Genomic DNA, 25,282 nt, shown 5'->3' on the forward strand with positions numbered 1-25,282 from the left:
CTCTATGCGCTGGTGGTACGACGCGCCAGCCGTTGCTGGAGGAGGACGGCGACCACGATGATCGCGCCCTTCGCCACCGACTGGGCGGAGATGCTCAGGTTGTTGAGGGTGAAGACGTTGTTCAACGTCGTGAAGATCAGTACGCCGAACACGGTGCCGACGATCGTGCCGCGGCCGCCGGACAGCAGCGTGCCGCCGATCACCACCGCCGCGATCGCATCGAGTTCGTACAACTGACCGTGGGTCGAGCTCCCCGTTGTCGTCCGCGCCATCAGCATCACCGCGGCGATCCCGCAGCACAGCCCGGCCAGGACGTACAGCGCAACGGTGTGCCGCTGGACCTTGATGCCCGCCAGGCGGGCGGCTTCGGCGTTCCCGCCGACCGCGAAGGTCCGGCGGCCGAAGGTGGTGCGGTTCAGCAGCACCCAGCCGGCCGCGGCGACCAGCAGGAAGATCCAGATCAGCACCGGTACGCCGATGAACGAGCCGCCGAAGAAGTCGGCGAACGAGTTGACCGTGATGATCTGGGTCTTGCGGTCGGAGATGATCTCGGCCAGGCCACGGGCCGACGCCAGCATCGCCAGTGTCGCGACGAACGGCACGATCTTGCCGTAGGCAACCAGCAGGCCGTTGACCAGACCGCAGGCGGCGCCGACCGCGAGCGCCGTACTGACCATGAAGATCCAGTGGTAGTCGGCGGCCAGTTGCTGGGTCGCCAGCGTGGTCGCCCAGACCGACGCCAGCGCGACCATCGCACCGACGCTCAGGTCGATCCCGCCGCCGGTGATGACGAACGTCATGCCGACGCTGACCACCCCGATGACCGCGGCCAGCCGCAGGATGGTCAGCACGTTCGCACCGGTCGCGAACGTGCTGCCCGCGGTCGCTACGCCGACGATGCACAGCAGCACCAGGGCGACGACGAGGCCCAGGTTGCGGCCGAAACCAGACCTCAGCAGGTCCGCCGACGACCGTGGCCTCGCAGGCTGGGTGACCGTGTCCTGTTTGGACGGTGTCGTGCCCCCCTCTTTCGTTGTGTTGGCCTCACTCATCACCTCGCACTTCCTTCCATCACCAGGTCGAGGACCTGGTGCTCGTCGATCTCTTGCGCGGGCCCTATGTGCACGGCACGCCCCTCCCGCAGTACGACGACCCGGTCCGACAGACCGAGCACTTCCGGAACTTCGCTGGAGACCAGCACGATCGCGACCCCGTTGGACGCCAGCTTCCTGATCAACGCGTAGATCTCCGATCGCGCACCGACGTCGACACCCCTGGTCGGCTCGTCGAGCAGCAGCACCCGGCAGTCCCGCAGCAACCAGCGCGCGAGCACCACCTTCTGCTGATTGCCGCCCGACAGATTGCGCACCGGATGATCCACGCCCGGCGGACGCACATCCAGCGCCAGGGCCAACTTCGCGGCCGCCTCCCGCTCGGCCCGGTTGTTCAGGAATCCACTACTGGCGAACCGCCCCAGCGTCGACACCGTGATGTTCTTGAACACGGCCTCGTCGAGCAGCAGCGCCTGACTCTTCCGTTCCTCCGGTGCGAGTCCGACACCGGCCTTCACCGCATCCTGCACCCGGCCGGGCCGCAGTACGGCGCCGTCGACGCGGACGAATCCGGTCGCCGCGCGTCGCGCGCCGTACACGGTCTCCAATACTTCGGAACGCCCGGAGCCGACCAGCCCGGCCAGCCCGACGATCTCGCCGGCGCGCACGTCGAACCCGATCCCGGCGAACTCACCGGGGCGGCTCAGATCGACGACCTCGAGGACGACGGGCGCGGTGTCCGGGACCTCTTTGCGGGGCGGGAACACGTACTCGATCGAGCGCCCGGTCATCAGCTGGATGAGTTCCTTGGTCGGCGTCTGGCGGGCGTCCAGGCCGGTCGCCACGGTCGCGCCGTCCTTGAGCACCGTGACCCGGTCGCCGATCTCGCGGATCTCCTCGAGCCGGTGCGAGATGTAGACGACCGCGACACCGCGATCGGTGAGACCGCGGATCACCCGGAACAGATTCGCGACCTCCTCCGGATCGAGCACCGCGGACGGCTCGTCCATCACGATCAGGCGGGCGTCGCGGGACAGTGCGCGGGCCATGCTGACGACCTGCTGACCGGCGGCCGGCAGCGAACCGACGGACCGGTGCGTGGGGATCTCGGAGTGACCGAGGCCCTGCAGGATCGCGCGTGCCTTCGTGTTCGCCTCGTGGGTCCGGCTGAAGCCGTAGCGGGACGGTTCGTGGCCGAGAAAGATGTTCTCGGCAACAGTCAGGTCCGGTACGAGGTCGAGCTCCTGGTAGATCGCCGCGATACCACGCTGGATCGCCGCGGTCGGGCTGTTGAGCTGCACCGGCTCGTCGTTGATCCGGATCATGCCCGCGTCCGGTTGGTGCGCCCCGGTCAGCACCCGGATCAGCGTGGACTTCCCCGCGCCGTTCTGACCGAGCAGGCAGTGCACCTCACCGGCCCGTACGTCGAGGTCCACACCGTCGAGCGCCCGTACGCCGGGGAACTCCTTGACGATGCCCATCATGTTCAGCAGGTCCGTCATGCCGCGGCCCCGATCCGCGTCGGGTCGACGAAGACCTGGTCGAGCGAGATCTGCGCGCCACCGCGGACAGCCGCCGCGAAACCGAGTTCCGACCGGACGACCCGGCAGCCGCCGCCGTTCGGTGCGATCACCCGCTCCTGGATCGCCTTCTCCAGTGGTTCTTTCAGCCACGGCCCGAGGACGGCGAAGTAGCCGCCCAGTACGAGCACGTCCGGGTTCAGGATGTTCACCAGGATCGCTCCCCCAATCCCCAGCCAAGTGCCGACGTCCTTCAACGCGGACAGCGTCCGCGCGTCCCCCGCTTCGGCCCGCCGGGTGATCCCGGCCAGCCGTTGCTCCACGTCCAGCGACGGATCCCGCACCGGGTCGTCCCTGTCCGTTGCCTTGTGCAACAGTGCGGTCAGCCCGACGACCGTCTCCCAGCACCCGGTCCGCCCGCAGCCGCAGGTCCGCCCGGGCGGCGCGACCGGCATGTGGCCCACCTCGCCGCTGTACCCGCGCCCGCCACGCAACAGATGCCCGTTCGAGACCATCCCACCACCCACACCGACCGCTCCGGTGAGCAGGACGAGGTCGTGCGTCGGAGCCTCTCGGCCGTCCTCGGCTCGGTGGATCTCGGCGTAGGCGGCCAGCGCCGCGAGGTTCGCCTCGTTGTCGACGTGCAGCGGGTAGTCGGGTTCGCCCAGCCGGGTGCGCATCCCCTGAGCGACCGAGACCTCGCCCCAGCCCAGGTTCGGCGCGAGCTTCAGCTCCCCCGTCTCGCCCTGGACCAGACCCGGTACGGCCAGCGTCACTCCCGCCAGTTGTCCACCCCGGGCGTCCACGGCCGCGAGTGCCTCGCGGACCAGGTCCGCGAGCCGGTCGAGCGTCGTCTCCGGCTCGAGGTGCGCGACGTCCACCGGGACGCGCTTCTCCAGGACGACCCGGCCGGCCAGGTCGAGGGCTGCGACCGCGAGGTAGTCGACGTTGATCTCCGCGCCGACGCCGCAGACGCCGGTGCCGTCGAGTTCGACGAGCTGCCCCGGGCGCCCGAGGGCGCGGCTGGAGTCGGCCAGGCCTTCGCGGAGCAGGCCGCGTTCGACGAGCTCGGCGACCAGGCTGCTGACGGTCGCCTTGTTCAGGCCGGTCTCCTCCGCGATCCGGGCCCGGGACCGGGGGCCCAGGTCGCGGACGTGCCGCAGTACCACCGAGAGGTTGTTGCGCCGGAGCGACACGTGATCGGCGGCAACGCCCCGGCTCCCCGGGCGACGGCCGTCGGCCAGCGTCATCTGGGCACCCCTCCCGATTTTGTCTGTTGAGCCAACAAACTAAGTTCACGCAGAGAAGCCCGTCAAGAGTTCGCAACAGTCAAGTTATTGCAGGACTTTGTAGCCTTTTGTACGCTCGCCGCAATCTCTCCTGCCCGCCCCCTCCAGGAGCACGCCCATGAAGCTCACGCGCCGTACCCTCCTCGCCGGCACTGCCGCCTTTGCCCTGACCGGAAGGTCCGCCTCCGCCGCCAGTCCCCCGGGCGACGTCGTCGGGAAGGTCACCGTCGGCTACCAAGGCTGGTTCGCCTGCGCCGGCGACGGCGCACCCATCAACGGGTGGTGGCACTGGAGCAACAACTGGGGTCAGCCGCCGTCGCCGACCAACACCGCGATCGTCAGCTGGCCGGACGTCCGCGACTTCACGTCGACGTACCAGACCGCGTACGCGAATCTCGGGAACGGGCAAGCGGCTCGGCTGTTCTCGTCGTACGACCAGCAGACGGTGAACACGCACTTCCAGTGGATGCAGCAGAACGGCTGCGACACGGTCGCGCTGCAGCGGTTCAACCCGACCGGCGGCGAAGGACCGACGCGGGACGCGATGGCCGTGAAGGTCCGGCAGGCCGCGGAACAGTACGGGCGGAAGTTCTACATCATGTACGACGCGGCCGGCTGGACGTCGATGCAGTCGGAGATGAAGGCGGACTGGACCTCGAAGATGAGCGCGTACACGTCGTCACCGGCGTACGCGCGGCAGAACGGGAAACCCGTCGTCTGCATCTGGGGGTTCGGGTTCGACGAGGCCAACAAGGCGTGGCCGGCCGACGTGTGCCTGGACGTCGTCAACTGGTTCAAGGGGCAGGGCTGCTACGTGATCGGCGGCGTACCGACGCACTGGCTGCCGGGCAACGAGGACTCGCGGCCCGGGTACCTGGACGTGTACCACGCGTTCAACATGTTGTCGCCGTGGATGGTCGGGCGGATCAGCGACATCGCGGGCGCGGATCACTACTACAACAACGTGAATCAGCAGGATCAGGCGGACTGCAACGCCCACGGGATCGACTACCAGCCGTGCGTGATCCCCGGTGATCTGTCGTCCGGCCACCGGCGGCACGGTGACCTGATGTGGCGGCAGTTCTACAACCTCACCCGCGTCGGCGTGCAGGGGCTGTACATCTCGATGTTCGACGAGTTCAACGAGGGCAACCAGATCGCCAAGACCGCCGAGACGTCCGCCTGGGTCCCTGTGAGCTCGGGCATCCGTGCCCTCGACGAGGACGGTACGGCCTGCTCCTCGGACTACTACTTGAGGTTGACCAACGACGGCGGCCGGATGTTCAAAGGCCAAGCTCCACTGACTTCTGTGCGGCCGACTGCTCCGATGCCTGCTGAGGGTGGGGTGATCTTCTACGAACACGTGGACTACGGCGGCGCGGCGGACACGCCGAACTTCATCGCGCTGTCGCCCAACGCGAACGACCAGCTGACGTCCTGCCGGATCTCCTAGAACAGTTCCATGCTGTCGGCGGTGGCGGTGATGACCGGGTTGTCGAAGTAGAGACGGCAGGCGATCGCGTGGCCGGCGCAGGTCAGGAGCGACGGACCGGCGGCGTCGACGACGCGGTACCCGACCGGGTGGACGCAGCGTTCCACCTCACCCTCGTTCTCGCGGCCGCAGCCGAGGACGTGGCAGGTGACGGTGTCGCCGACGTTCATCAGCGTCAGGCCGTGCTCGGGACAGACGCCCCAGCCGACGCCGCAGGCCTGTCCCTCGTTCGCGGCCAGCCGCACGAGCTTGCCGGCGGTGACCTCGAGCTTGGTCGCCAGGTCGCGGAAGGTGGTCGCGGCCTGGTCGAGGTCGCGCCGGAAGCGCCGCAGCTCGACGGACTCGGGCATGTTCTGCGTCGCGGCGTGCAGGTCCTCGGCGAGCGTCATCGCCGCGACCGCGATCTCGTCGACCCGGACAGGCGTGTTGAACTGGCGCAGCGTCGTACTGCTCTGCTCGCGCGGCCGGTCGCGCACCTCGGACAGCCACTCCGAACGCGGTACGACGTCCTGCGGCTGGTCCAGGCGGATCTCGCCCACCTGCTGCTCACCTTGCCACTCCGTTGGTGGATCAACGTGAGTGGTTGGTTGCGGAGCGTGACCATTAGCTCCGTTGGCCGGTCCGGTCCCGGTCATCGGGACTCGGCTTTCCTGCGCTGTCCGCCCGTTCATACAGCCTCACTCGTCCAGTGCATGACACCCGCCATCGCGCGTCCCCTGTAGTGCCTCTGGTGGCCGATCGTGCCATGCCGGCGGTACCCACGACCAGAGGAACAACGACGGCGTCACCCACCGCTCCCCCGCACTTGCGGACCGCAACGATCAACCCCCAGGCAATGCCAGAATTCCCTACGGCGGGGGCACCAAATCACACCGTGCGGGTTACTCAACGTGGTTTTGACATTTCCCCACGGACCGTCGTCAGGCCGTTGCTGTCAGGTGCTCCCGGAGGAACTCCACGGTCCGCGTCCGAGCGTGGTACGCCGAGTTCGGCGGGTCCTCGCGCAGGTCCCGGGTGAGCACCGAGTGCGCGCTCCGCCCGTACCCGTCCGGGTTGCCCGGCGCCGAGTCCAGCTCGATCACCTCGAACGCGTCACCGAGCTGTGCACGGAGCGTCACAAACCGCTCCGCCGGCGCCATCCGGTCGTTGCTGAACCGCATCCCGAGGATGCAGAGGCCGTCGTTCCGCGTGCGCTCCTTGACCGCTTCGAGCTCCCGCTTCGACAGACCGGGATCGCGACGCAGCTTCGCGCTCACCGCGAACGGCGTCGACGGCTGGCTCAGTACCGGCGCCTTCACCACGTCCTCGACGGCGGTGGCGAGCGCGAACCCGCCGGTGAAGCACATCCCGACCACACCGACTCCGCGGCCCGGCGTCCGCGCGGCGAGGTCGGTCGCGACGGCCCGCAGGTACTTCGTGATCGGGCGCTCGGCGTTCGCCGCGAAGCACCTGAACTCCTTCGAGACGCACAGGCGCGCGATCACGCCCAGCGCGTATCCGGTGGTCTCCGGGCGCCCCGGCGTACCGAACGGAGACGGGATCACGACCGCGAACCCCTCGCTCACCAGATGCTCGCCGAACGCGGCCACCTCCGGCGTCAATCCGGGGATCTCCGGGATCAGCACGACACCGGGCCCTTCGCCCTTCTCGAAGCAGTCATAGGTCAGGCCGCCGCCACTGAACGGCGCCCTCCGCCAGGAACCCAGCTCCGCATGCATAGCGAGTAGTCTGCATCACGGGGCGTAGTGCTGGACGGCACCGCCTTTGGAGAGGTCGACGAGCGTGTGGGCCAAGGACTTCGCGTCGGCGAGGACTTCTGTGAGGTCCATGGTCGTGAGTTGGCGGTCGCGCACCACGATCTGGCCGGCGACGAGCACGGTGACGACGTCTGAGGCGCGGACGGAGTACACCAGCGCGGCGCGTGGGTCGTGGATCGGTTGGTTGTGCGGTGCGGTCAGGTCGACGAGGGCGATGTCGGCTTGCCGGCCGGGCTCGAGTACGCCGACCTGGTCTTTGAGTCCAGCTGCTGCGGCACTGCCTCTTGTCGCGAGGCGGAGCGTGTCGTCGACGGTCATCCACTCGGCATTGTGTTCTCGCTGCTTCTGGGTGAGGGCGACCATGCGGATCGCTTCCCAGACGTCGAGCGTGTTGTGTACGGCGGCTCCGTCGGTGCCGATGCCCACGTCGACGCCGGTTTCTAGGAGTCCCTTGATCGGGGTGACCTCGCCCATCGCGAGCTTGAGGTACACCTTCGGGCAGCACGCGACCGTCGTACGGTCGGCGTACCGCTCGAGAATCGGCAGATCCTCCTCTCGGATGCCGCAGCCGTGCGCGATGAGGGCACCGGCCTCGAGGACACCGGTCCGCTCGAGCACCTGGATCGGCGTGACACCGTGCTTGTCGAGCGAGGCCTGCGTCTGGTCGTCGGTCTCGGCGGCGTGCAGATGGATCCGTCGCCCGTCGGCCCGGGCGAGATCCGCCGTACGTCGCAGGTCGCCGTCGGTCACCGTGTACGTCGCGTGGGGTCCGAGGCTCGTGGTGATGCGTGGATGTCTTGTGCTCAGGTCGCGGGTCGTTTCGAATGCTGCGTCGATTGCGTCCTGGCCCGCGGAGTCCGCGGAGGAGAAGAACGTCGGGGCGAGATCCGCCCTGATCCCGGACTCGATCGCGGCGGCGGCGATCTCGACGGCGTGGAAGTAGTGATCGACGAACGTGGTCACGCCGGCCAGCAACATCTCCGCACACGCCAGCCGCGCACCGACCCGCACCCGCTCCGGCGTCAGGTTCACCTCCATCGGCCAGATCCGCCGATTGAACCAATCCTCGATCGCCAGGTCCTCCGCGGCACCGCGCATCATCACCATCGGGCTGTGCGTATGCGAATTGATCAACCCCGGCACTGCCAACAGGCCACTTCCGTCAACCACCTCGGGTTCACCTGCATCCGGGGCGATCGCGGTTGGCGGTTGACCTGCATCCGGAGCGATCGCGGTTGGCGTGATCGCGACGATTCGGTCGTCCTGCACGTGGATGTCCTGCGCCTCGTCGACGCGGCACTCCCCCTGTTCGGGGACGATCAGGACGTCGACATTGCGGATCAGTACTCGCGACATTCACCCTCCCAGCGCGCTGCTCGACGTACACCAGTCTTGTCGATCCCCAGGTCCACCCGAGAGCCCTAGCGCCTCAGAAGTGCACCAGCTTGTGCACCGGCTTGTGCTCTCCGCCCCGCTCCCGTCAACTCGTTGGTCGCGGCCAGCGATCTGCGCCAGACTGCCGACGTGTTTCCGTACCAGCACCTTCCGGCCATTCGATCCTTCTGCATCGCACGCCTGGAGGCGTCGCAGAACGCAGGCAACACCGAGGCCGTCCACCTCCGCGCCCGCCTGGAGACCGCCGTCCACGCCCTGCGCGCCTTGGAACCGCCCACCTGGCCGCAGGCCGAATCCGAAATCCAACAAATCGCCGCCCGCTTCGCAACCCACCCCGACTACCCGTCCCTAGCCCTAACCACCCAGGACTAACCCCCTCCGCACCCTGGACACCGAAGCCCGGCAAAGCCCGCACACCGGCCCACCACCCTGACCGCCACCGCAGGCACCGCCTCCACCCGCGGACCAATCAACGCGACGCACTCAGCAAGAAACGGCACCAGCAGGAGGGTGCCAAGACACACGACGCAGCACACACGGCGCGGCGCGGGAAGACACCCGACACCGGGACCTGGCAGCGGAACGTGGCACGACGGCGGGGCAGCACACGTAGCACATCACACGCGGCGCGGCGCGGGAAAGTACGCGGCCGCGGGACGTGGGGGCACGACGACGCGGGGCATCACATGCGGCACAGCACACGCGGCACGGGAACACACGCGGCAGCAGGACGTGGCAGCAGCACGTGGCACGACGACGCAGGCCAGCACACGCCGCCCGGCGCGAGAAGGCACGCCGCCGCGGGACGTGGGGCACGACGACGCGGGGCATCGACTGGTCGCACTCAGGTCGGGTACGGCGGGGGCTCAACGGGGACTCACGGGTCGACTCACGGGTCGATTCGGTGGGTGCCGTTGGGGTCGACGTGGAAGGTGAACCCGTGGGGCGTGGTCCATTCGAGTGTCCTGTCGTCGATCCGGCGCACACTCCATCCGCGCGCGTGGGTTTTCACCCGGTGCCCGAAGCGACCGAGAGGCGCGAGATTCGTCGTATTCGTCTGCCCGGTGGGCCCGTGCGGGTCGTACGGCTGGATGTGGTCGAGGTCGATGGTGTCGGTGGTTTCGCGGGTCCCGTACGGGAACAGTTCGGCGGGGTGGGTGAGTTTGACGCGCTCGCGGATCCGGGTGGGAATTTCGTAGGCGTCGACGCTGACGGCGTCGTTGAGGTCGATGACCGGCTTGACGGTGTACGGACCGTAGCCGATGAGCTCGGTGAGCTGGGCCGCGAGCAACGGCCCGATGCTCTCGGCACGCAGCACGCCGGTGCCGGCGGCCAGCGTGTGATCAGTGAGATGCACAACCACCTCGGTCTGCCCCGGACGCACCTGTCCTGCCGGCGCCCGTCCCGGACGCACCCGTCCCGGCCGCACGTGTCCCGGACTCGCCTCTCCCGGACGCTCTTGTCCTGCCCGCGCCCGACCCGGACGCACCTGTCCCTTGATTCCATTGACCCGGTCCGCCTGCCGAGCCGACGGCATCGAGGCGCCCATGCCCGTTGGGCCGCCGGGAGCTTCTGAACCGCCCAGATCTCCGGGACTGATCGCTGGCAGTGGGATGCCCTGGCCGACGACACGGCCTGTGGTGTCTTGCCCGATCGCGGGGGCTGGGCTGTCTGGGCCGGCGGGGTGGGTGAAGTAGCTCGGGTTGGCGTAGGCGTCGTTCTTGATCTGCGCGAGCCGGGCGCGCAGTGCCCGCAACGCAGCAGCATCCATCGCCGAACCCTCGCCGGGTTCGTTGCACGCGTCCACGGCCGCGACCTCGATCGCGCCTTGTGTTCGCCGGTCGAACGGGTCGGTCAGCGGATCGGGATCATCGGGCGCGGCAGCTTCCAGCCACGGATCGTCCGGCGGACCCACCGGCTCCACCACCTCGAGCGACCCCAGTAGTTCAAGCGACCCGGGCACCTCGCGAGACTCCGAGGATTCGAGCGAGTCCAGCGGTTCGAGCGAGTCCAATGGTTCGAGCGATCCCGGCCGCTTGAGCACGTCCGGTGGTTCCGGCGGGTCTGGCAGGTGCCGGACGTCGGGCAGCGGCAAGCCGAGAGGGCTGCCGTGCGGCCTGTCCGCGCCGCGGTCCTCAACCGGCACGACTACATCGTCCGGCGCCACCGGGTCGCGCTGCACCACCGCATCAGCCGGTACCACCACGTCACCGGGCAGCACCAGCTCGTCCGGCACCGCCACATCACCCGGTGCCACCGCGTCGTCGTGCAGCACCCCGTCGTCCCGGGGCATCGGGTCGTGCATCACCGACCTGTCCCGCGCCGCCGCATCGTTCGGCACTGCCGCGTCGCTTGGCTGCGCTGGGTTGTCGGGCGTTGTGGGGGTGCGGGGTTCGCAGGTGGTGTCTGGCTGGGGTTCGGTGGGGGTGGTTGTCGGGTCGCTCGGCGGGTTTGGGTGGGGTTGGGTGCCGGCTTGGTTGAGGAGTTCTTGGGTGAAGCGGGGGTCGGCGAGGATGTCGATGGCTTCGGCGCGGCGGTGCTGGACCGGGCGGGTGTCGCCGAGGGATTTGAGGGCTTCGGCGATGTCGGTGATCGTCGCGTTGCAGCGGTTGACGGCTGCTGCCGCGGCTTTGATGTAGATGGTCTTGTTGCCGTGCCCGTCGCCGTGCCCGACATGCACACCGCGTTCGTCGGCGGCTTCGGAGGCCTCTTGGGTGGCGCGGGCGGGGTCGGCGTGCTTGCGGGCGGCACTGGCGATCTTTTCCAGCCGGTGCGGGGAGATGGTGTCGATGATCGCGGCGACCTTCCGGTCGACGTACTCCGCGGCCGCATGGTCGAGTTTCGTGCAGGCCCGGACGATCTGGCGGGCCTTCCAGGGGGTGGCTTGGCCGGCCCGGATGCGGGTCCAGGTGCGGGGGAAGCGGTGGCGCAGGGCGAGGGCGTCGGCGAGCAGGTCGCGGCCGACGCCGGGTGAGACACCGAGCACGACGGCGAACTCGGCGATCGCGAACTCGGCGATCTCCGGGCAGCCCTCGCCGCCCAGGATCACGGCGCGTTCGCGGCCGTCGGAGGCGCGGCGGGTCGGGCGGGTTCCGCACACGGAGGGGTGGAAGCGGTCGGCGTAGATCTGGGCGCATTCCAGTAGCCGCGCGTCGGCCCGGCTGGCCACTGTGCGACAGTCCGCGGCCTGCTCTAGCAGGTCGCGGGTGGGGAGCGACTCCAGATCTTCCTCGAACATGCGTTCGATTCTATGCCACCCGCGAGCCGCTGGTCTAGGTCGTTTTCCCTTATCCACAAGGGGAAACGTCACATGCCCGACGGGCCAGGAAGCGTGTATGCGATGGCGCCGGCTAACCGTCCGGCGCACGGGATGAACGGCCGGCAGCCTGAACGGGCAGGTGGGCTGAATCGCGCCATGGAGCGGTTGGATCCGGCCAACATAGTCGCGCGGGACCGGACGGGGCGTGGGCAGGCAGGTGTGGGCGCGGCGTGGGTGGGTCTGGCGTGGGTGGGTCTGGCGTGGGTGGGTCTGGCGTGGGTGGGTCTGGCGTGGGTGGGTCTGGCGTGGGCGGGTCTGGCGTGGGTTGGCGCTGTGAGCCATTGCGGGCGCCTGCGACAGGGCTTGGGAGTGCGTCGGGCATACGGGCCGTGGGCCGGCGTGCACGGACGGGCATAGGGGGTGCGGCTGTTGGCATGAAGGCGGGAGGCGCAGTCGGGGGCCTGAGGCGCGGCCAGCACGGTGCGAGTGCCGGGCATGTGAGCGCGGAGGGTCTGCGCCGGCGGGGCATGGGCAGAGTGCGCGTGCAGGCGGGGGCATGCGGTCGGCGTGCAGGCGGCGCCATTGGGCCTGCAGGGCCTGGGATGGAGGGCCGGGGCCCAGGAGGTCGGGCTTAGGAGGTCGGGCTTAGGAGGTCGGGCTTGGGTCGTGCAATGGAGGGGCTTGGTGGTTGTGGTTGGCGGATGTGGGCGGGGTGGGTGGTTGGGTGGGTTGGTAGGGGAACGTTTGTTCGAGTTTCGGGTAGGGTGGGGGGATGGGTGGTGAGATTCAGGGGTCGTTGCTGGATGCTTTTGCGGATCCTGGGTTGGGGTCTTTGGGTGGGATGGCGCGGGCTGAGTTGGGGCGGGGGGCTTGGGTTGATGTGCTGCCTGGGTGGTTGACGGGGGCGGATCAGGTGTACGAGCGGCTGGCTCGGGAGGTGCCTTGGCAGGCGGAGCGGCGGCAGATGTACGACCGGGTGGTCGATGTGCCTCGGTTGTTGTGTTTTTACGGGGAGAACGCGGAGTTGCCGGTGCCGATTCTGGATGAGGCTCGGGACGCGTTGAGTGCGTATTACGCGGACGAGCTGGGTGAGCCGTTCCGGACGGCGGGGTTGTGTTTCTACCGGGACGGGCGGGACAGCGTCGCGTGGCACGGGGATCGGATCGGGCGGGGGGACCGCGAGGACACGATGGTGGCGATCTTGTCGGTGGGTGAGCCTCGGGTGCTGGCGCTGCGGCCGCGGCCGGGGGCGTCGAGTGGGCCGGTCGGGTCGACTGTGCGGTATCCGTTGGGGCATGGGGATCTGATCGTCATGGGCGGTTCGTGTCAGCGGACCTGGGAGCACGCGATTCCGAAGGCGACGGGGCGGGTCGGGCCGCGGATCAGTATTCAGTTCCGGCCTCGTGGGGTGCGGTGACAGCGGTTATGCGGCGGCCGCTGGTTCGGTGAGGGCTGGTTGGTAGATGCCGTCCTTGGTGGCCACGTAGAAGCCGAGGAGGCGGATGCCGGCTGCCTGGCAGATGGTGGTGGCGGCTTGGGCCCATTGGGCGTCCAGGTCGGGCAGGTGGGCTGGGCCGGGGCGGCCGAGGGCGAAGACGAGAGCTGTGCCAGGGGCGGTGTGGACGGCGGGGATGACCGGGTCGAGGGCCGTCTCGCAAAGTTGAGCGGGACTGGGGTCCAGAGCAAAGGTTGAGGGAAGTTCGATGGCGACGGTGGCTCGGTAGCGGGCGTCGGGGTCGCAGATGAGGACGGTGAAGGTGCCTCGGCGGCGGTCGCCGAGGCTGATCATCAGGTCTACGGCGTCGGCGGCGACTTCGGGGTCGCTGAGTGGCTGGTCGGCCCAGGTGGCAGAGAGATTCTCGAAGCTCATGCCTGTAAATGTGCCGTGATTCCGGCTGCCGATCCGGGTTGTCCACAGGGCAAAGTGGCCCATGCTTTCGCAGCACAAATGGATCTCTCACCTGGGCCGCTGAAACCCTAGGCTCAAGGACATGAGCAGCAGACTTGGGCAGATGCTTCCCCCGGCCGGAGCGCCGCGGGACCTGGCGATGGCGCAGTTGGCGAACTCGGTCGGCGACGGTGCGTTCGTCGTCACCTCGGCGCTGTTCTTCACCCGTGTCGTCGGGCTCTCGACCGCGGAGGTCGGGCTCGGGCTGACGATCGCCTGGCTGGTGGGATTCCTGGCAGGCGTGCCGCTCGGGAACCTCGCGGATCGGCGGGGAGCGCGCGGCACCGCGGTCCTGCTGGCGCTGACGACCGCGACAGCTGTCGCGTCGTTCCTGGTCGTCCGGAGCTTCGCCGGCTTCCTGATCGCTGCCATCGTCTACGCCTGCAGCCAGACCGGGCTCACCGCGGCGCGGCAGGCGTTGCTGGCCGGACTGGTCGCCCCGGCGGAGCGGACCAGGATCCGCGCGTTCCTGCAGTCCACCGTCAACGCAGGGCTCGCGCTCGGCGCGCTCCTCGGCGGTGTGGCGCTCCGGTTCGACAGCGAAGCGGCGTACCTGATCGTGTTCGGGATCGACGCGCTCAGCTTCCTGATCGCGGCCGGGCTGCTACGCCGGGTGCCGACGATCGCGACGACCCGCCGCGCAACAGGCGAGCCAAGGCTGGCGGTGCTGCACGATCGTCCGTACGCCGTTCTCGCGCTGATCAATGCGGTGATGCTGCTCTTCATGCCGCTGATCAGCCTGGTCGGTCCACTGTGGATCGTCGCCCGGACCAACGCTCCCAGCTGGGTTGTCGCCTCGCTGATGATCGTGAACACGCTCGGCGTCACGTTCTTCCAGGTCCGGATCGCGAGGAGCGTCAAGGATCTCCGTACTGCGGCCCGTTCGGTCCGGTACGCCGGTGTCGCCATGCTGGCCGCCTGCGCGGTGTTCGCGATCACGGCCGCGGATCTCGGCCCAGCAACCGCGGCCGGTGTGCTCGTAGTCGCCGCCGCGCTGCTCACCCTCGGCGAGATGAAGCTGGCGTCCGGAGCCTGGGAGATCAGCTTCGGACTCGCGCCGGCCGACAAGCAGGGTCAGTACCAGGGCTTCTTCGGAACCGGCCCCGCGATCGCCAGGATGCTCGGCCCGGCGCTGCTCACCACAGTCGTCCTCGGATGGGGTCCGATCGGCTGGCTGGTGGTCGGCGCACTGTTCCTGGGGACCAGTTGCGCAACTGGTCCCGCCGTACGATGGGCTGCGCGGACGAGGGCCGTCAACGAGGACGCCACGCCGTCGCTGGTAGAGGAGAGCGCCGCCTGATGGAGATTCCCGGACTGGTCGAAATCACTACGCAGGACGAGCTGCGGGCGATCGTCCCGCAACCGCTGGCAGCAGCTGCCGGCAAGGCGCGCAAGGAGCTGCACGCCCTGGATCGCGAGTGGCTCGCGGCGTCGCCGTTCTGCCTCGTCGCCACCTCCGCCGAGGACGGTACGTGCGACGTCTCCCCCAAGGGCGACCCGGCCGGATTCACCAAGGTCCTCGACGGTTCCACGATCGCGATCCCCGAGCGCGCCGGCAACCGCCGCGTGGACGGGTTCACCAACATCCTCTCCAATCCGCACGTCGGGCTGATCTACTTCCTGCCCGGCCGCGGCGACACGCTGCGGATCAACGGCCGCGCCAGGATCGTCCGCGAGGCGCCGTTCTTCGACGAGATGATCGTGAAGGGCAACCGCCCGCAGCTCGCCCTGCTGGTCGAGATCGAGGAGATCTTCCACCACTGCTCGAAGGCGTTCCTGCGCTCGAAGCTGTGGAGGCCGGAGACCTGGGAGCCTGACGCGGTGCCGACCCGGGCGCGGATCTCGAAGACGCTGGAGCGCCCAGACGAGGAGCTCGAGACGCTCGAGGAGTACTACGGGACGGCGTACGAGGAGAAGATCTACAAGGTCAAGTACTGAACTACCGCAGTGGGAGCAGGCCGATGTACTCCGTGGCGACGATGACATCGCCCCGGCCGCCCTCTACGGTTTCGTAGTGTGACCGAACCTGTCCACGTCCCGACCTTCGGGGCCCGCGTGCGCCGCGTCCTGCTGCCGGTGGTGCTGGCCGTGTTCTCGGTGGTGGGGTCGTTCGGTGCGTCGCGTGGTCAGACCGACCGCCACGCGCCGGACTGGTTCATGGTCGTGCTGCTCCTGGTCGGCGCGCTCTCCCTGTACTGGCTGCGCACCAAGCCGATCCCGGTGCTGTGGGCAACTGTCATCTCGACGCTGATCTACATGCTCCGCGAGTACCCGTGGGGCCCGGTCGTGTTCGCGTTCGTGATCGCCGTGTTCACCACCATCCGGCTCGGTCACCGGCTGGCGGGCTGGGTCGGGCTGATCACGTTGTACGTCGGCCATGTCGGCGGACGGATGATCCTCGGCATCAACGAGCAGGGCGTGTACCAGGTCCTGCTCGTCGGCACGTGCTTCTGCGTCCTCGGGTTCCTTGCCGAACTCTTCCGCGCCCATCGCGACCGTGTCATGGCCGCGGCGCGGACCCGGAAAGAGGAAGAACTGCGCCGCGCCGGCGAGGAACGCCTGCGGATCGCGCAGGAGCTCCACGACGTCGTGGCACACCACATCTCGCTCATCAATGTGCAGGCGTCCACCGCGCTGCACCTGGTCGACCGTCAGCCTGAGCAGGCCGCCCCGGCGCTCTCCGCGATCAAGGACGCGAGCAAGGAAGCCCTGGTCGAGCTCAGATCGATCGTCGGCGTACTGCGGCAGTCCGACGAGTCCGCGCCCCGGCAACCGGTCGCCGGCCTCGATCACCTGGACCACCTGATCAGTCGCACCGAGCGGGCCGGGCTCGAGGTGCACAAGATCGTTCACGGCGAGCCGCGTCCGCTGTCGAGCGGACTCGACCGGGCGGCGTTCCGCATCATCCAGGAGTCGCTGACGAACGTCGTACGGCATGCGCGGGCGACGTCGGCGACGGTGCGGATCCAGTACGGCGAGCAGGCGCTGGTGCTGCAGATCGACGACAACGGCGACTGCATGACCGCGGCGCCGAAGGAAGGCAACGGCATCTCCGGGATGCGTGAGCGTGCGACCGCCCTCGGCGGGACGCTGACCGCGAACCGCACACCGGCCGGCGGTCTGCGGATCACCGCGACTCTGCCGCTGTAGGTTTCCTGTGAATTCGGGCGGACGCCGGACGCCCGCCGGAGCGGATTCACAGAGTTCTCCCAGAAACTCCCGGTAAGCGCTCAGATCGGTTCGTCAGGCTGCGAGGCATGACAACGATCGAAGTGCGCGGGCTGACCAAGCGGTACGGCTCCGACGTCGTCGTGGACGATCTGTCGTTCTCGGTCGAGCCGGGTCAGGTGACCGGGTTCCTCGGGCCGAACGGTGCCGGCAAGTCCACGACCATGAAGATGATCATCGGGCTGGCCGCGCCGACCCGTGGCACCGTGACGGTCGGCGGCCGGCGGTACCAGGACCTGCCGGTGCCGCTGACGGAGGTCGGCGCGCTGCTCGACGCGAGTGCGGTGCACGGCGCGCGGACGGCGTACGACCATCTGCTGGCGCTTGCCGTGAGCAACGGTCTCCCCCGGCGCCGGGTCGACGAGGTGCTCGTCCGGACCGGGCTCGAAGGGGTGGCTCGCAAGCGGGCCGGCGGGTTCTCGCTCGGGATGCGGCAGCGGCTCGGGATCGCCGCGACGCTCCTCGGCGATCCGAGCGTGCTGATCTTCGACGAACCCGTGAACGGGCTCGATCCGGAAGGGATCCGGTGGATCCGCGACTTCATGCGCTCGCTGGCGGCAGAGGGACGCGCGGTGCTGGTGTCGAGCCACCTGATGAGCGAGATGGCGCAGACGGCGGACCACCTGGTCGTGATCGGTCGCGGCCGGCTGATCGCCGACATGGGCATGGCCGACCTGATGCACGCGAATGGCGACGGCACCGTCCTGGTCCGCACAGGTGAACCGTTCGCACATCACCTGACCGCGGCCGGCGGCACAGTTCGGGACGGGCTCGAAGGCGCGCTGGTCGTGTCCGGTCTGTCGAGCACGGAGATCGGCAAACTGGCGGCCTACCACGGGGTGCCGCTGAGCGAGCTGACCCGCAGCGGGTGTCGCTGGAGGACGCGTTCATGGAGCTGACCAAGGAGAGCGTCGAGTATCAGGGGGCAGCCGTATGAACACACTGCATGCGGAGTGGATCAAGCTGCGCAGCCTGCGCTCGACCTGGTACACGGTGGCCTGCCTGTTCCTCCTCGGACTGGGCATCACGGGTCTGTCGATGAGCGGCGCGGGCACGGAGTACCGGGGCGGGACCGATGCGGACCGTGCTGCTTGGGACCCGACCAGTCAGAGCCTGAAGACGTTCATCGTGGCCCAGTTGATTGTCGGTGTGCTCGGCATCCTGGTGGTGACATCGGAGTTCGCGACCGGACTGATGCAGACGACCCTCGCTGCCACCCCACGCCGGAACCGGCTGCTGGCGGCGAAGGCGATCGTTGCCACCGCGGTCGCGGCCGTGGCGGGCCAGGTGCTGATGTTCCTGTCGTTCTTCATCGGTCAGGCGCTGCTGGCGGGGCAGGATGTGCCTTACGCACACCTCGGCGATCCTGGGGTCCTGAAAGCGGTCGTCGGCGGCGGGCTGTACCTGTCCGCGATCGCCTTGCTGGCCGTGGGTCTAGGTGCGATCCTGCGCGCGACGGCGGGCGCGCTCGCGACGCTGGTGGGGATCGTGTTCCTCGTTCCGGCGCTCGCGGGGCTCTTCCCGGACTGGATGCAGGGGATCTTCGACTTCTGGCCGACTCTCGGAGCGGCCGCCGTCTTCGGTACGGTGCCGGACGAGAACTTCCCGCATCCCTGGCTGAATCTCGGTGGGCTGTGGCTCGGCGTCGCCGCCGTACTGACCGCCGCGTTCGTCGTCTTCCGGCGACGAGACGTCTGACTGCACAAATCTGAATCCGTATTCTGGCGATCATGACTCGGCTGCTCGTGGTGGACGACGAGGCGACGGTGCGCGAACTGCTGTCCGCGACACTGCGGTTCGCCGGCTTCGACGTGACTTCAGCGGCGACCGCGGCCGAGGCGGTCGCCGCGGCCGAGGAGTCGCCGGACCTCGTCCTGCTCGACGTGATGCTGCCGGACATGGACGGGTTCGAGGTCGTACGTCGTTTGCGCCCGACGCCGGTCCTGTTCCTGACGGCTCGCGACGGGCAGGCCGACAAGATCCAGGGACTGTCGCTCGGCGCGGACGACTACGTGACGAAACCGTTCGACCTGGAGGAACTGATCGCGCGGATCCGCGCGGTACTCCGCCGTACGACGGGCCGGCCGAGCGACGACGTACTGACGGTCGGTCCGCTCGCACTCGATGCCGAGGGCCACCAAGTCACGCGGGGCGGCGATCCGCTGCGCATCTCCCCTACCGAGTTCCGGCTGCTGCACTACTTGATGGAGAACGCCGGCCGGGTGGTGTCCAAGGCGCAGATCCTCGAACGCGTCTGGCGGTACGACTTCAACGGAGACACCAGCATCGTGGACACCTACATCTCGTACCTGCGCCGCAAGGTCGACGACCAGGACCCGAAACTCATCCACACCGTGCACGGCATGGGCTACGTGATGCGGGCACCCAAGTCGTGAAGCTGTCGCTGCGCGCCAGATTGCTGCTGCTCACCACAGGCCTGCTGCTCGCGGGGCTGACCCTGATCAGTGCGGTCGTGTCGAGTCAGCTGGAGAGGTACCAGCTCGATCGACTCGACAGTCAGCTCCGCTCGTTCACCGAGATCATCGCGAACGTGTCCCCGAGCGGGCCGAACCGCGAACAGCCCGCCCGGCCAGAGCTCCTCGACCCGGCGCTGGATCTGATCGGTGCGCCGTACCTGGCGTACCTCGGCCCGGACGGCGTGGTCGTCGGCACTCTGCGCTCGTCCCGAGTGGCTGCCGAGTCGTTCCCCGCGGACGACGAGCTCCGATCGCTGCCCGTCGACGGATCGGCCCGCATGCTGCGGGCGGCCAACCAAGACGGCCGCTGGCGGGCGGTCGCGCGACCGGCGGTCGGCTGGAGCGGGACGGTGATCGCGGCCACGCCGCTCGCCGAGGCCGATGCCACGATCGCCAAGCTCCGGACCACCAGCGTGATCAGCGGGGCCGCGCTGCTCGTCCTGCTCACGGCGATCGGCTGGTGGGCGCTCGGACGCGGATTGCGTCCGCTGCGCCGGATCGAGAGCACGGCGGCCGCCATCGCGGACGGCGATCTGACCCAACGCGTACCCGGACTGGCCGCGCCGAAGACCGAGATCGGCCATCTGGCGGCATCGCTGAACACGATGCTCGGCCAGCTGGAGCAGGCATTCGCGGACCGGGCCGCCGCTGAGACCCGGATGCGATCCTTCCTCGCCGACGTCAGCCATGAGCTGCGTACGCCATTGGTCGGCATCAAAGGCTCTACCGAGCTGTACCGGATGGGCGGATCCGATGTCGACGAGGCGATGGGCCGCATCGACCGCGAAGCCACTCGGTTGACCGTGCTGACCCAAGACCTGCTCCTGCTCGCACAGCTGGACGAGGCGCCGGAAGGACAGCTCGACCGCGCACCGATGGATCTGCGGACGATCGCCAACGACGCGCGGCACGACCTCCGTGCGCTGGATCCGACCCGGTCGATCACTCTCACCGGATCACAGCGTCGCGGCCGCCTCGATCCAGCTCCTGTGAACGGCGACGAGGCTCGGCTCCGTCAGGTCGTCACCAATCTGGTCGGGAACGCGATAGCCCACACCCCAGCCGGTACACCGGTTGGCATCAGAGTCGGAACGATCGGCGATCAAGCGATGCTGTTCATCGAGGACGAAGGCCCCGGGATGACCGATGAGCAGGCCGGTCGAGTGTTCGACCGGTTCTATCGTGCTGACCGGGCCCGCAAGCACTCGGCGGGTGCGGGCACCGGTCTCGGGCTGGCGATCGCGCGGTCGATCGCCCGGGCGCACGGCGGCGACCTCATACTGCGGACCGCTGTTGGTGCGGGCGCGTCGTTCCAGTTGTGGTTGCCGGTACTAGGGCAGGCGGACGTGGGACGGGTTCAGCTCGGCCACGCTGGAGACGCCGAGTAGGGCCATCGTGCGACGGACCTCCTTGGTGAGGATGTCCGCGGCGCGGGCGACACCGCGCTGGCCACCGGCCATCAGGCCGTACAGGTACGCGCGGCCGACCAGGCAGGCGTCGGCGCCGAGCGCGATCGCCGCGACGATGTCGGCCCCCGACATGATGCCCGTGTCGAGGTAGACCTCCGCGTCGCTGCCGATCGCCTTGCGGACCTCCGGGAGGATGCGCAGCGGTGTCGGAGCGCGGTCCAGCTGACGACCGCCATGGTTGGACAGCACGACCGCGTCGGCACCGGCGTCGACCACCCGGCGGGCGTCCTCGACGGTCTGGATGCCCTTGACGATCAGCGGGCCGTCCCAGATCGACCGCAGCCAGTTGAGGTCGTCGATCGTCATCGTCGGGTCGAACAGCTTGTCGAGCAGCTCGGCGACCGTGCCGTCCCACGTGGACAGCGAGGCGAACGTCAGCGGTCGCGTGGTGAGCAGGTTCGCCCACCAGGCCGGGTGCAGGGACGCGTCCAGCACGGTCTTCGCGGTCAGCGACGGCGGGATCGTGAAGCCGTTGCGTACGTCGCGGAGACGAGCGCCGGCGACCGGTACGTCGACGGTCAGCATCAGCGCCTCGTACCCGGCGGCGGCCGACCGCTTCACCAGATCCTCACCGGCGGTGCGGTCCTTCCAGACGTACAACTGGAACCACTTGCGCGCGTTCGGCGCCGCGGCCGCCACGTCCTCGATCGAGGTGGTGCCCATCGTCGACAACGCGTACGGGATGCCGACCTGCTCGGCGACCTTCGCGACCGCGCTCTCACCCTCGTGGTTCATCATCCGGGTGAAGCCGGTCGGCGCGAACGCGAACGGCAGCTCGGAGCGACCGCCGAGGATCGACGTACCGAGGTCGATGTCCGAGACGTCGCGCAGGATCGACGGCTGCAGCTCCATCTCGGCGAACAGCCGGCGGGCGCGGCGCAGGCTGATCTCCGCCTCGGCGGCGCCGTCGGTGTAGTCGAACACCGAGCGCGGCGTCCGGCGCTTCGCGATCGCCCGCAGGTCCGCAATCGTCAGCGCCTTCTCCAGCCGCCGCTCGGTCGGGTTCACCGTGACCGGCTTCGGCCGCAGCAACGGCTTCAACTCGGACCATTTGGGCAACTGGCGATCGGTCATCACAACTCCCGGCTCAATCTGTGGTCGGACCACACCCTACCCTGTGGTCCGACCACACAGGTAGGCTCGTCCAGATGAAGAACTACGAGCTGGTCCTGCATCGGGTCGAGGCCGACCTGGCGGCGGGGCGGCTGCGGATCGGCGGGCGGTTGCCGGGTGAGCGGGCGCTGGCCGAGCAGCTCGGGATCAGCCGGCCGTCGGTGCGGGAGGCGGTCCGGGTCCTGGAGGCGATGGGCGTTGTACGGACCGCGACCGGATCCGGTCCCGAGGCGGGTGCGGTGATCGTGGCGGAGCCGGTGTCGCCGCTGACCGCCGTACTGCGGTTGCACCTGGCAACCAATCACCTGCCGATGGGCGACGTTGTGCAGACCCGTCTGCTGCTGGAGTCCTGGTCGGCGCGGGAGGCGGCGGCGCGGGAACTCGAGGCGGGCGAGCTGAAGGTGGCGGAGGAGCTGCTGGATCGGATGGACGACACCGGGTTGTCGCCCGAGGAGTTCCATCTGCTCGACGCGGAGTTCCACGTCGCGCTGTCCGGGCTCGCCGGGAACGTGCTGATCGCCGCGGTGATGACGTCGTTGCGGACGGCGATCCATGGGTACGTGCTGGCCGCCGTACCCAATCTGCCGGACTGGGAGGCGACGGCGCTCGGGCTGCGGTCCGAGCACCGGGCGATCCTCGCGGCGGTGCGGGGCGGTGAGCCGGAGCGCGCGGCCGAACTCGTGACCGCGCACATCCGAGGGTTCTACCAGAAGGCTCAGTTAGCACCGTTCGGCGGCGGTGAGGGCGGTACGGGGTAAGGAGGGTGGGTTCGACTTTGGTCGGTGGTGGGAATCGACTGTGGCCGCTTAGTCTCGGCGGCATGGAGGAGTTGTGCGTGCCGCGGAAGCCGTCGAAATGGGTCGACTTCGTCGCGACCGGCGCGATCGGCGTCCTGGTCGCGATGACACTCGTCGGGCGGCTCTCGGACCCGGAGCACCGGAGTCTCCTGCTGCTCGACATCGCGGTCGGTCTCGCCTCCGTCGCGCTCATCCCGGTGGTGATCCGCCGCCCGGTTCCTGCGGCGATCGCGCTGGCGGTGCTCGCCGTCCTCTCCCCCGCCGCGACCCCGCCGTCCACCGTCGGCACGCTGTCCGTCGCGTTGCGCCGGCCGTTGCGTACGGCGGTCCTGGTCGGCCTCGCCGGTACGGTCGCGCATCTGATTCAGGGCCTGTGGCAACCGATCCACGGCCTGCCGTTCCTCTGGTTCGCCGTACTAGATGTCGTTGTGCACGCCGCGCTGGTCGGTTGGGGCCAGGGCACTCAGTCGCGGCAGCAGCTGCTGTTGTCGCTGCGGGAGCGTGCCCTTCGCGCGGAGGCCGAGCAGGGGCGCCGGGTCGCCGAGGCGCGGTCCAACGAGCGCACCAAGATGGCGCGGGAGATGCACGACGTACTCGCGCATCGGTTGTCGCTGCTCGCGACGTACGCCGGTGCGCTCGAGTACCGGCCGGACTCGTCGCCGGAGAAGCTCGCCAAGGCGGCCGGCGTAATCCGGACCGGCGTACACCAGGCGCTCGACGAGCTCCGCGAAGTGATCAACGTCCTGCGTGACGAGGATGTGTACGAGGGGCGGCCGCAGCCGACGTTCGGGGATCTGCGCGCGCTGGTGGACGAGTCGCGGGAGGCTGGTACGACGATCGCGTACGACGACCAGGTGGCGGACCCGACATCGTTGCCACCGGCAACCGGGAGGACCGCATACCGGGTCGTGCAGGAAGGACTGACGAACGCTCGCAAGCACGCCGCCGGGCATCCGGTGACCGTGCGGGTGGCCGGACGGTCGGGCGACCGGCTGCGGATCGAGCTGACGAACCCGGCGTCGAACGGTACGCCGTTGGCGCCGGGTAGCGGGACCGGGCTGATCGGGTTGACCGAGCGCGTGCAACTCGCGGGCGGGACGCTGGACCACGGCCGGGTGCCCGGTGGCGGGTTCCGGCTGGAGGCCTCGCTACCGTGGCCCTCATGAACATCCGGGTGCTGGTGGTGGACGACGACGCGTTGGTCAGAGCCAGCCTGGAGATGATGCTCGACGGCGCGAACGGGATCTCCGTGGTCGGGCAGGCCGCGGACGGGGACGAAGTACCGGCTGCGGTCGACGCGCATTTCCCGGACATCGTGCTCATGGACCTGCGGATGCCGCGGGTGGACGGCATCGTCGCGACGCGGCGGGTGCGGGCGCGGACCAATCCGCCCGAGGTCGTGGTGCTCACCACCTTCGACACCGACGAGAACGTCCTGCACGCGCTCCGCGCCGGGGCCAGCGGATTCCTGCTGAAGGACACGCCGCCGGCGCAGATCGTCGACGCCGTGCGGCGGGTCGCGGCCGGTGACCCGATCCTGTCGCCGGCGATCACGCGGCGGCTGATGGACCGCGCGGCGACCCAGGCCGATGCGCACACGATCGCGCAACAGAAGCTGCAGCGGTTGTCGCCGCGGGAGTACGACGTGATGCTCGCGGTGGCGCAGGGTAAGGCGAACGCGCAGATCGGTACGGAGCTGTTCATGAGCCTGGCGACGGTGAAGGCGCACATCTCGCACATCCTCACCAAGCTCGAACTCGGCAACCGAACCCAGATCGCCTTGCTCGCCCACGACGCTGGGCTCGCATAAGCTCCGTCGCATGATTCGGGTGTTGCTGGCGGATGACCAGGCGTTGGTGCGGGCCGGGTTCCGGTCGTTGCTGAACGCCGAGGACGACATCACGGTGGTCGGCGAGGTGCCGGACGGCGCCGAGGCGGTCGTGGTGGCGCGGCGGGAGAAGCCGGACGTGGTGCTGATGGACATCCGGATGCCCGGGACGGACGGGCTGGAGGCGACGCGGCAGATCGGCGCGGATCCGGAGCTGGCCGACGTCCACGTGGTGATCCTGACGACGTTCGACCTGGACGAGTACGTGTTCGAGGCGCTGCGGGTCGGGGCCAGCGGGTTCCTGGTGAAGGACACCGAGCCGGTCGAGCTGCTGCAGGCCGTGCGGGTGGTGGCGCGCGGGGACGCGCTGCTGTCGCCTGGGGTGACGCGGCGGCTGGTGGCGGAGTTCGCGTCGCGGTCCCGGCAGCCGCATGCGAGCAAGGAACTCGACGTACTCACGGAACGCGAGAAGGAGATCGTCGCACTCGTCGGCGAAGGCCTGTCGAACGACGAGATCGCCGAGCGCCTCGTGCTGAGCCCCGCCACCGCGAAAACCCACGTCAGCCGCGCCATGATCAAACTAGGCGTCCGCGACCGCGCCCAACTCGTCGTACTCGCCTATCAGACCGGGCTGGTACGTCCGGGCTGGTTGGGTTGA

At 69.0% G+C, this 25,282-nt stretch carries 23 protein-coding genes; 14 read left to right on the top strand and 9 right to left on the bottom strand.

The genetic code is table 11. The features are described 5' to 3' along the window. Window positions 1-2: 2 nt before the first annotated feature. Genes ACLJOO_RS32755 through ACLJOO_RS32765 form a run of 3 tightly spaced genes read right to left on the bottom strand, consistent with a single transcriptional unit; the run spans window position 3 to window position 3,822 of the window. On the bottom strand, window positions 3-1,052 hold the full coding sequence (locus ACLJOO_RS32755) for an ABC transporter permease (RefSeq protein WP_410791507.1): 1,050 nt from the start codon (window positions 1,050-1,052) through the stop codon (window positions 3-5). After that, the gene (locus ACLJOO_RS32760) at window positions 1,052-2,554 is read right to left on the bottom strand and encodes a sugar ABC transporter ATP-binding protein (protein ID WP_410791508.1); all 1,503 of its coding nucleotides are present in this window, start codon (window positions 2,552-2,554) and stop codon (window positions 1,052-1,054) included. The genes ACLJOO_RS32755 and ACLJOO_RS32760 overlap by 1 nt, the downstream gene beginning before the upstream one ends. Further along, window positions 2,551-3,822 carry an ROK family protein gene (locus ACLJOO_RS32765; protein ID WP_410791509.1) on the bottom strand — a complete coding sequence of 424 codons (1,272 nt, stop codon included), beginning with the start codon at window positions 3,820-3,822 and terminating at the stop codon, window positions 2,551-2,553. The genes ACLJOO_RS32760 and ACLJOO_RS32765 overlap by 4 nt, the downstream gene beginning before the upstream one ends. A gap of 157 nt (window positions 3,823-3,979) precedes the next feature. Here ACLJOO_RS32765 and ACLJOO_RS32770 point away from each other — a divergent pair, with 157 nt between their 5' ends. Beyond that, window positions 3,980-5,314 (top strand): glycoside hydrolase family 71/99-like protein, encoded by a 1,335-nt coding sequence (locus ACLJOO_RS32770; RefSeq protein WP_410791510.1) that lies wholly within the window; start codon window positions 3,980-3,982, stop codon window positions 5,312-5,314. Here ACLJOO_RS32770 and ACLJOO_RS32775 read toward each other — a convergent pair. The 3 genes from ACLJOO_RS32775 to ACLJOO_RS32785 form a co-directional block, all read right to left on the bottom strand. Next, a complete protein-coding gene (locus ACLJOO_RS32775; RefSeq protein ID WP_410791511.1) occupies window positions 5,311-5,892 on the bottom strand; it encodes a hypothetical protein in 582 nt (193 codons plus the stop codon). The genes ACLJOO_RS32770 and ACLJOO_RS32775 overlap by 4 nt on opposite strands. A 381-nt stretch (window positions 5,893-6,273) precedes the next feature. After that, window positions 6,274-7,071, bottom strand: a complete 798-nt coding sequence (locus ACLJOO_RS32780; protein WP_410791512.1) for a dienelactone hydrolase family protein — start codon at window positions 7,069-7,071, stop codon at window positions 6,274-6,276. Between the two features lie 15 nt (window positions 7,072-7,086). Further along, window positions 7,087-8,466, bottom strand: coding sequence for an amidohydrolase (locus tag ACLJOO_RS32785; protein ID WP_410791513.1), 1,380 nt, complete (start codon window positions 8,464-8,466; stop codon window positions 7,087-7,089). A 168-nt stretch (window positions 8,467-8,634) separates the two neighbouring features. On the opposite strand from ACLJOO_RS32785, the gene ACLJOO_RS32790 reads away from it, so the two are divergent. Beyond that, window positions 8,635-8,877 (top strand): hypothetical protein, encoded by a 243-nt coding sequence (locus tag ACLJOO_RS32790; protein WP_410791514.1) that lies wholly within the window; start codon window positions 8,635-8,637, stop codon window positions 8,875-8,877. A 517-nt stretch (window positions 8,878-9,394) separates the two neighbouring features. Here the strand turns inward: ACLJOO_RS32790 and ACLJOO_RS32795 are convergent. Beyond that, complete coding sequence (locus ACLJOO_RS32795) at window positions 9,395-11,743, bottom strand: DUF222 domain-containing protein (RefSeq protein ID WP_410791515.1); 2,349 nt, start codon at window positions 11,741-11,743, stop codon at window positions 9,395-9,397. A gap of 793 nt (window positions 11,744-12,536) precedes the next feature. Between ACLJOO_RS32795 and ACLJOO_RS32800 the strand changes: the two genes are divergently transcribed. Continuing rightward, window positions 12,537-13,181 (top strand): alpha-ketoglutarate-dependent dioxygenase AlkB, encoded by a 645-nt coding sequence (locus ACLJOO_RS32800; protein WP_410791516.1) that lies wholly within the window; start codon window positions 12,537-12,539, stop codon window positions 13,179-13,181. A gap of 6 nt (window positions 13,182-13,187) precedes the next feature. On the opposite strand, the gene ACLJOO_RS32805 is transcribed toward ACLJOO_RS32800, so the two are convergent. Then, window positions 13,188-13,634 carry a hypothetical protein gene (locus ACLJOO_RS32805; protein ID WP_410791517.1) on the bottom strand — a complete coding sequence of 149 codons (447 nt, stop codon included), beginning with the start codon at window positions 13,632-13,634 and terminating at the stop codon, window positions 13,188-13,190. 121 nt (window positions 13,635-13,755) lie between these two features. Here ACLJOO_RS32805 and ACLJOO_RS32810 point away from each other — a divergent pair, with 121 nt between their 5' ends. The 7 genes from ACLJOO_RS32810 (at window position 13,756) to ACLJOO_RS32840 (ending at window position 20,805) form a co-directional block, all read left to right on the top strand. Continuing rightward, window positions 13,756-15,012 carry an MFS transporter gene (locus tag ACLJOO_RS32810; RefSeq protein WP_410791518.1) on the top strand — a complete coding sequence of 419 codons (1,257 nt, stop codon included), beginning with the start codon at window positions 13,756-13,758 and terminating at the stop codon, window positions 15,010-15,012. After that, window positions 15,012-15,650, top strand: a complete 639-nt coding sequence (locus ACLJOO_RS32815) for an MSMEG_1061 family FMN-dependent PPOX-type flavoprotein (RefSeq protein ID WP_410791519.1) — start codon at window positions 15,012-15,014, stop codon at window positions 15,648-15,650. The genes ACLJOO_RS32810 and ACLJOO_RS32815 overlap by 1 nt, the downstream gene beginning before the upstream one ends. 78 nt (window positions 15,651-15,728) lie before the next feature. Further along, complete coding sequence (locus ACLJOO_RS32820) at window positions 15,729-16,862, top strand: sensor histidine kinase (protein ID WP_410791520.1); 1,134 nt, start codon at window positions 15,729-15,731, stop codon at window positions 16,860-16,862. A 107-nt stretch (window positions 16,863-16,969) separates the two neighbouring features. Continuing rightward, window positions 16,970-17,839, top strand: coding sequence for an ABC transporter ATP-binding protein (locus ACLJOO_RS32825; protein WP_410791522.1), 870 nt, complete (start codon window positions 16,970-16,972; stop codon window positions 17,837-17,839). A 34-nt stretch (window positions 17,840-17,873) separates the two neighbouring features. Beyond that, window positions 17,874-18,638 (top strand): ABC transporter permease subunit, encoded by a 765-nt coding sequence (locus ACLJOO_RS32830; RefSeq protein WP_410791523.1) that lies wholly within the window; start codon window positions 17,874-17,876, stop codon window positions 18,636-18,638. A gap of 32 nt (window positions 18,639-18,670) precedes the next feature. Then, window positions 18,671-19,336, top strand: a complete 666-nt coding sequence (locus ACLJOO_RS32835) for a response regulator transcription factor (protein WP_410791524.1) — start codon at window positions 18,671-18,673, stop codon at window positions 19,334-19,336. After that, complete coding sequence (locus ACLJOO_RS32840) at window positions 19,333-20,805, top strand: sensor histidine kinase (protein WP_410791525.1); 1,473 nt, start codon at window positions 19,333-19,335, stop codon at window positions 20,803-20,805. Before ACLJOO_RS32835 ends, ACLJOO_RS32840 begins: the two co-directional genes overlap by 4 nt. Here the strand turns inward: ACLJOO_RS32840 and ACLJOO_RS32845 are convergent. After that, window positions 20,749-21,960: an alpha-hydroxy-acid oxidizing protein gene (locus tag ACLJOO_RS32845; RefSeq protein WP_410791526.1), complete on the bottom strand. Its 1,212-nt coding sequence runs from the start codon at window positions 21,958-21,960 to the stop codon at window positions 20,749-20,751. The genes ACLJOO_RS32840 and ACLJOO_RS32845 overlap by 57 nt on opposite strands. A 74-nt stretch (window positions 21,961-22,034) precedes the next feature. Here ACLJOO_RS32845 and ACLJOO_RS32850 point away from each other — a divergent pair, with 74 nt between their 5' ends. From ACLJOO_RS32850 to ACLJOO_RS32865, 4 genes are all read left to right on the top strand, one after another. After that, on the top strand, window positions 22,035-22,757 hold the full coding sequence (locus ACLJOO_RS32850; protein WP_410791527.1) for a FadR/GntR family transcriptional regulator: 723 nt from the start codon (window positions 22,035-22,037) through the stop codon (window positions 22,755-22,757). Between the two features lie 62 nt (window positions 22,758-22,819). After that, window positions 22,820-23,962: a sensor histidine kinase gene (locus ACLJOO_RS32855; RefSeq protein WP_410791528.1), complete on the top strand. Its 1,143-nt coding sequence runs from the start codon at window positions 22,820-22,822 to the stop codon at window positions 23,960-23,962. Next, window positions 23,959-24,606: a response regulator gene (locus ACLJOO_RS32860; protein WP_410791529.1), complete on the top strand. Its 648-nt coding sequence runs from the start codon at window positions 23,959-23,961 to the stop codon at window positions 24,604-24,606. Before ACLJOO_RS32855 ends, ACLJOO_RS32860 begins: the two co-directional genes overlap by 4 nt. A gap of 10 nt (window positions 24,607-24,616) precedes the next feature. Beyond that, the gene (locus ACLJOO_RS32865; protein ID WP_410791530.1) at window positions 24,617-25,282 is read left to right on the top strand and encodes a response regulator; all 666 of its coding nucleotides are present in this window, start codon (window positions 24,617-24,619) and stop codon (window positions 25,280-25,282) included.

The organism is Kribbella sp. C-35 (assembly GCF_046549195.1).
In the GTDB taxonomy this organism is placed as follows: Bacteria; Actinomycetota; Actinomycetes; order Propionibacteriales; family Kribbellaceae; genus Kribbella.

Coding starts and splice junctions, on each gene's coding strand:
- ACLJOO_RS32845 (WP_410791526.1), bottom strand. CDS start 21,960: ATGACCGATCGCCAGTTGCCCAAATGGTCCGAGTTGAAGCCGTTGCTG.
- ACLJOO_RS32780 (WP_410791512.1), bottom strand. CDS start 7,071: ATGCATGCGGAGCTGGGTTCCTGGCGGAGGGCGCCGTTCAGTGGCGGC.
- ACLJOO_RS32815 (WP_410791519.1), top strand. CDS start 15,012: ATGGAGATTCCCGGACTGGTCGAAATCACTACGCAGGACGAGCTGCGG.
- ACLJOO_RS32825 (WP_410791522.1), top strand. CDS start 16,970: ATGACAACGATCGAAGTGCGCGGGCTGACCAAGCGGTACGGCTCCGAC.
- ACLJOO_RS32850 (WP_410791527.1), top strand. CDS start 22,035: ATGAAGAACTACGAGCTGGTCCTGCATCGGGTCGAGGCCGACCTGGCG.
- ACLJOO_RS32765 (WP_410791509.1), bottom strand. CDS start 3,822: ATGACGCTGGCCGACGGCCGTCGCCCGGGGAGCCGGGGCGTTGCCGCC.
- ACLJOO_RS32785 (WP_410791513.1), bottom strand. CDS start 8,466: ATGTCGCGAGTACTGATCCGCAATGTCGACGTCCTGATCGTCCCCGAA.
- ACLJOO_RS32770 (WP_410791510.1), top strand. CDS start 3,980: ATGAAGCTCACGCGCCGTACCCTCCTCGCCGGCACTGCCGCCTTTGCC.
- ACLJOO_RS32805 (WP_410791517.1), bottom strand. CDS start 13,634: ATGAGCTTCGAGAATCTCTCTGCCACCTGGGCCGACCAGCCACTCAGC.
- ACLJOO_RS32810 (WP_410791518.1), top strand. CDS start 13,756: ATGAGCAGCAGACTTGGGCAGATGCTTCCCCCGGCCGGAGCGCCGCGG.
- ACLJOO_RS32835 (WP_410791524.1), top strand. CDS start 18,671: ATGACTCGGCTGCTCGTGGTGGACGACGAGGCGACGGTGCGCGAACTG.
- ACLJOO_RS32760 (WP_410791508.1), bottom strand. CDS start 2,554: ATGACGGACCTGCTGAACATGATGGGCATCGTCAAGGAGTTCCCCGGC.
- ACLJOO_RS32800 (WP_410791516.1), top strand. CDS start 12,537: ATGGGTGGTGAGATTCAGGGGTCGTTGCTGGATGCTTTTGCGGATCCT.
- ACLJOO_RS32755 (WP_410791507.1), bottom strand. CDS start 1,052: ATGAGTGAGGCCAACACAACGAAAGAGGGGGGCACGACACCGTCCAAA.
- ACLJOO_RS32865 (WP_410791530.1), top strand. CDS start 24,617: ATGATTCGGGTGTTGCTGGCGGATGACCAGGCGTTGGTGCGGGCCGGG.
- ACLJOO_RS32860 (WP_410791529.1), top strand. CDS start 23,959: ATGAACATCCGGGTGCTGGTGGTGGACGACGACGCGTTGGTCAGAGCC.
- ACLJOO_RS32830 (WP_410791523.1), top strand. CDS start 17,874: ATGAACACACTGCATGCGGAGTGGATCAAGCTGCGCAGCCTGCGCTCG.
- ACLJOO_RS32795 (WP_410791515.1), bottom strand. CDS start 11,743: ATGTTCGAGGAAGATCTGGAGTCGCTCCCCACCCGCGACCTGCTAGAG.
- ACLJOO_RS32855 (WP_410791528.1), top strand. CDS start 22,820: ATGGAGGAGTTGTGCGTGCCGCGGAAGCCGTCGAAATGGGTCGACTTC.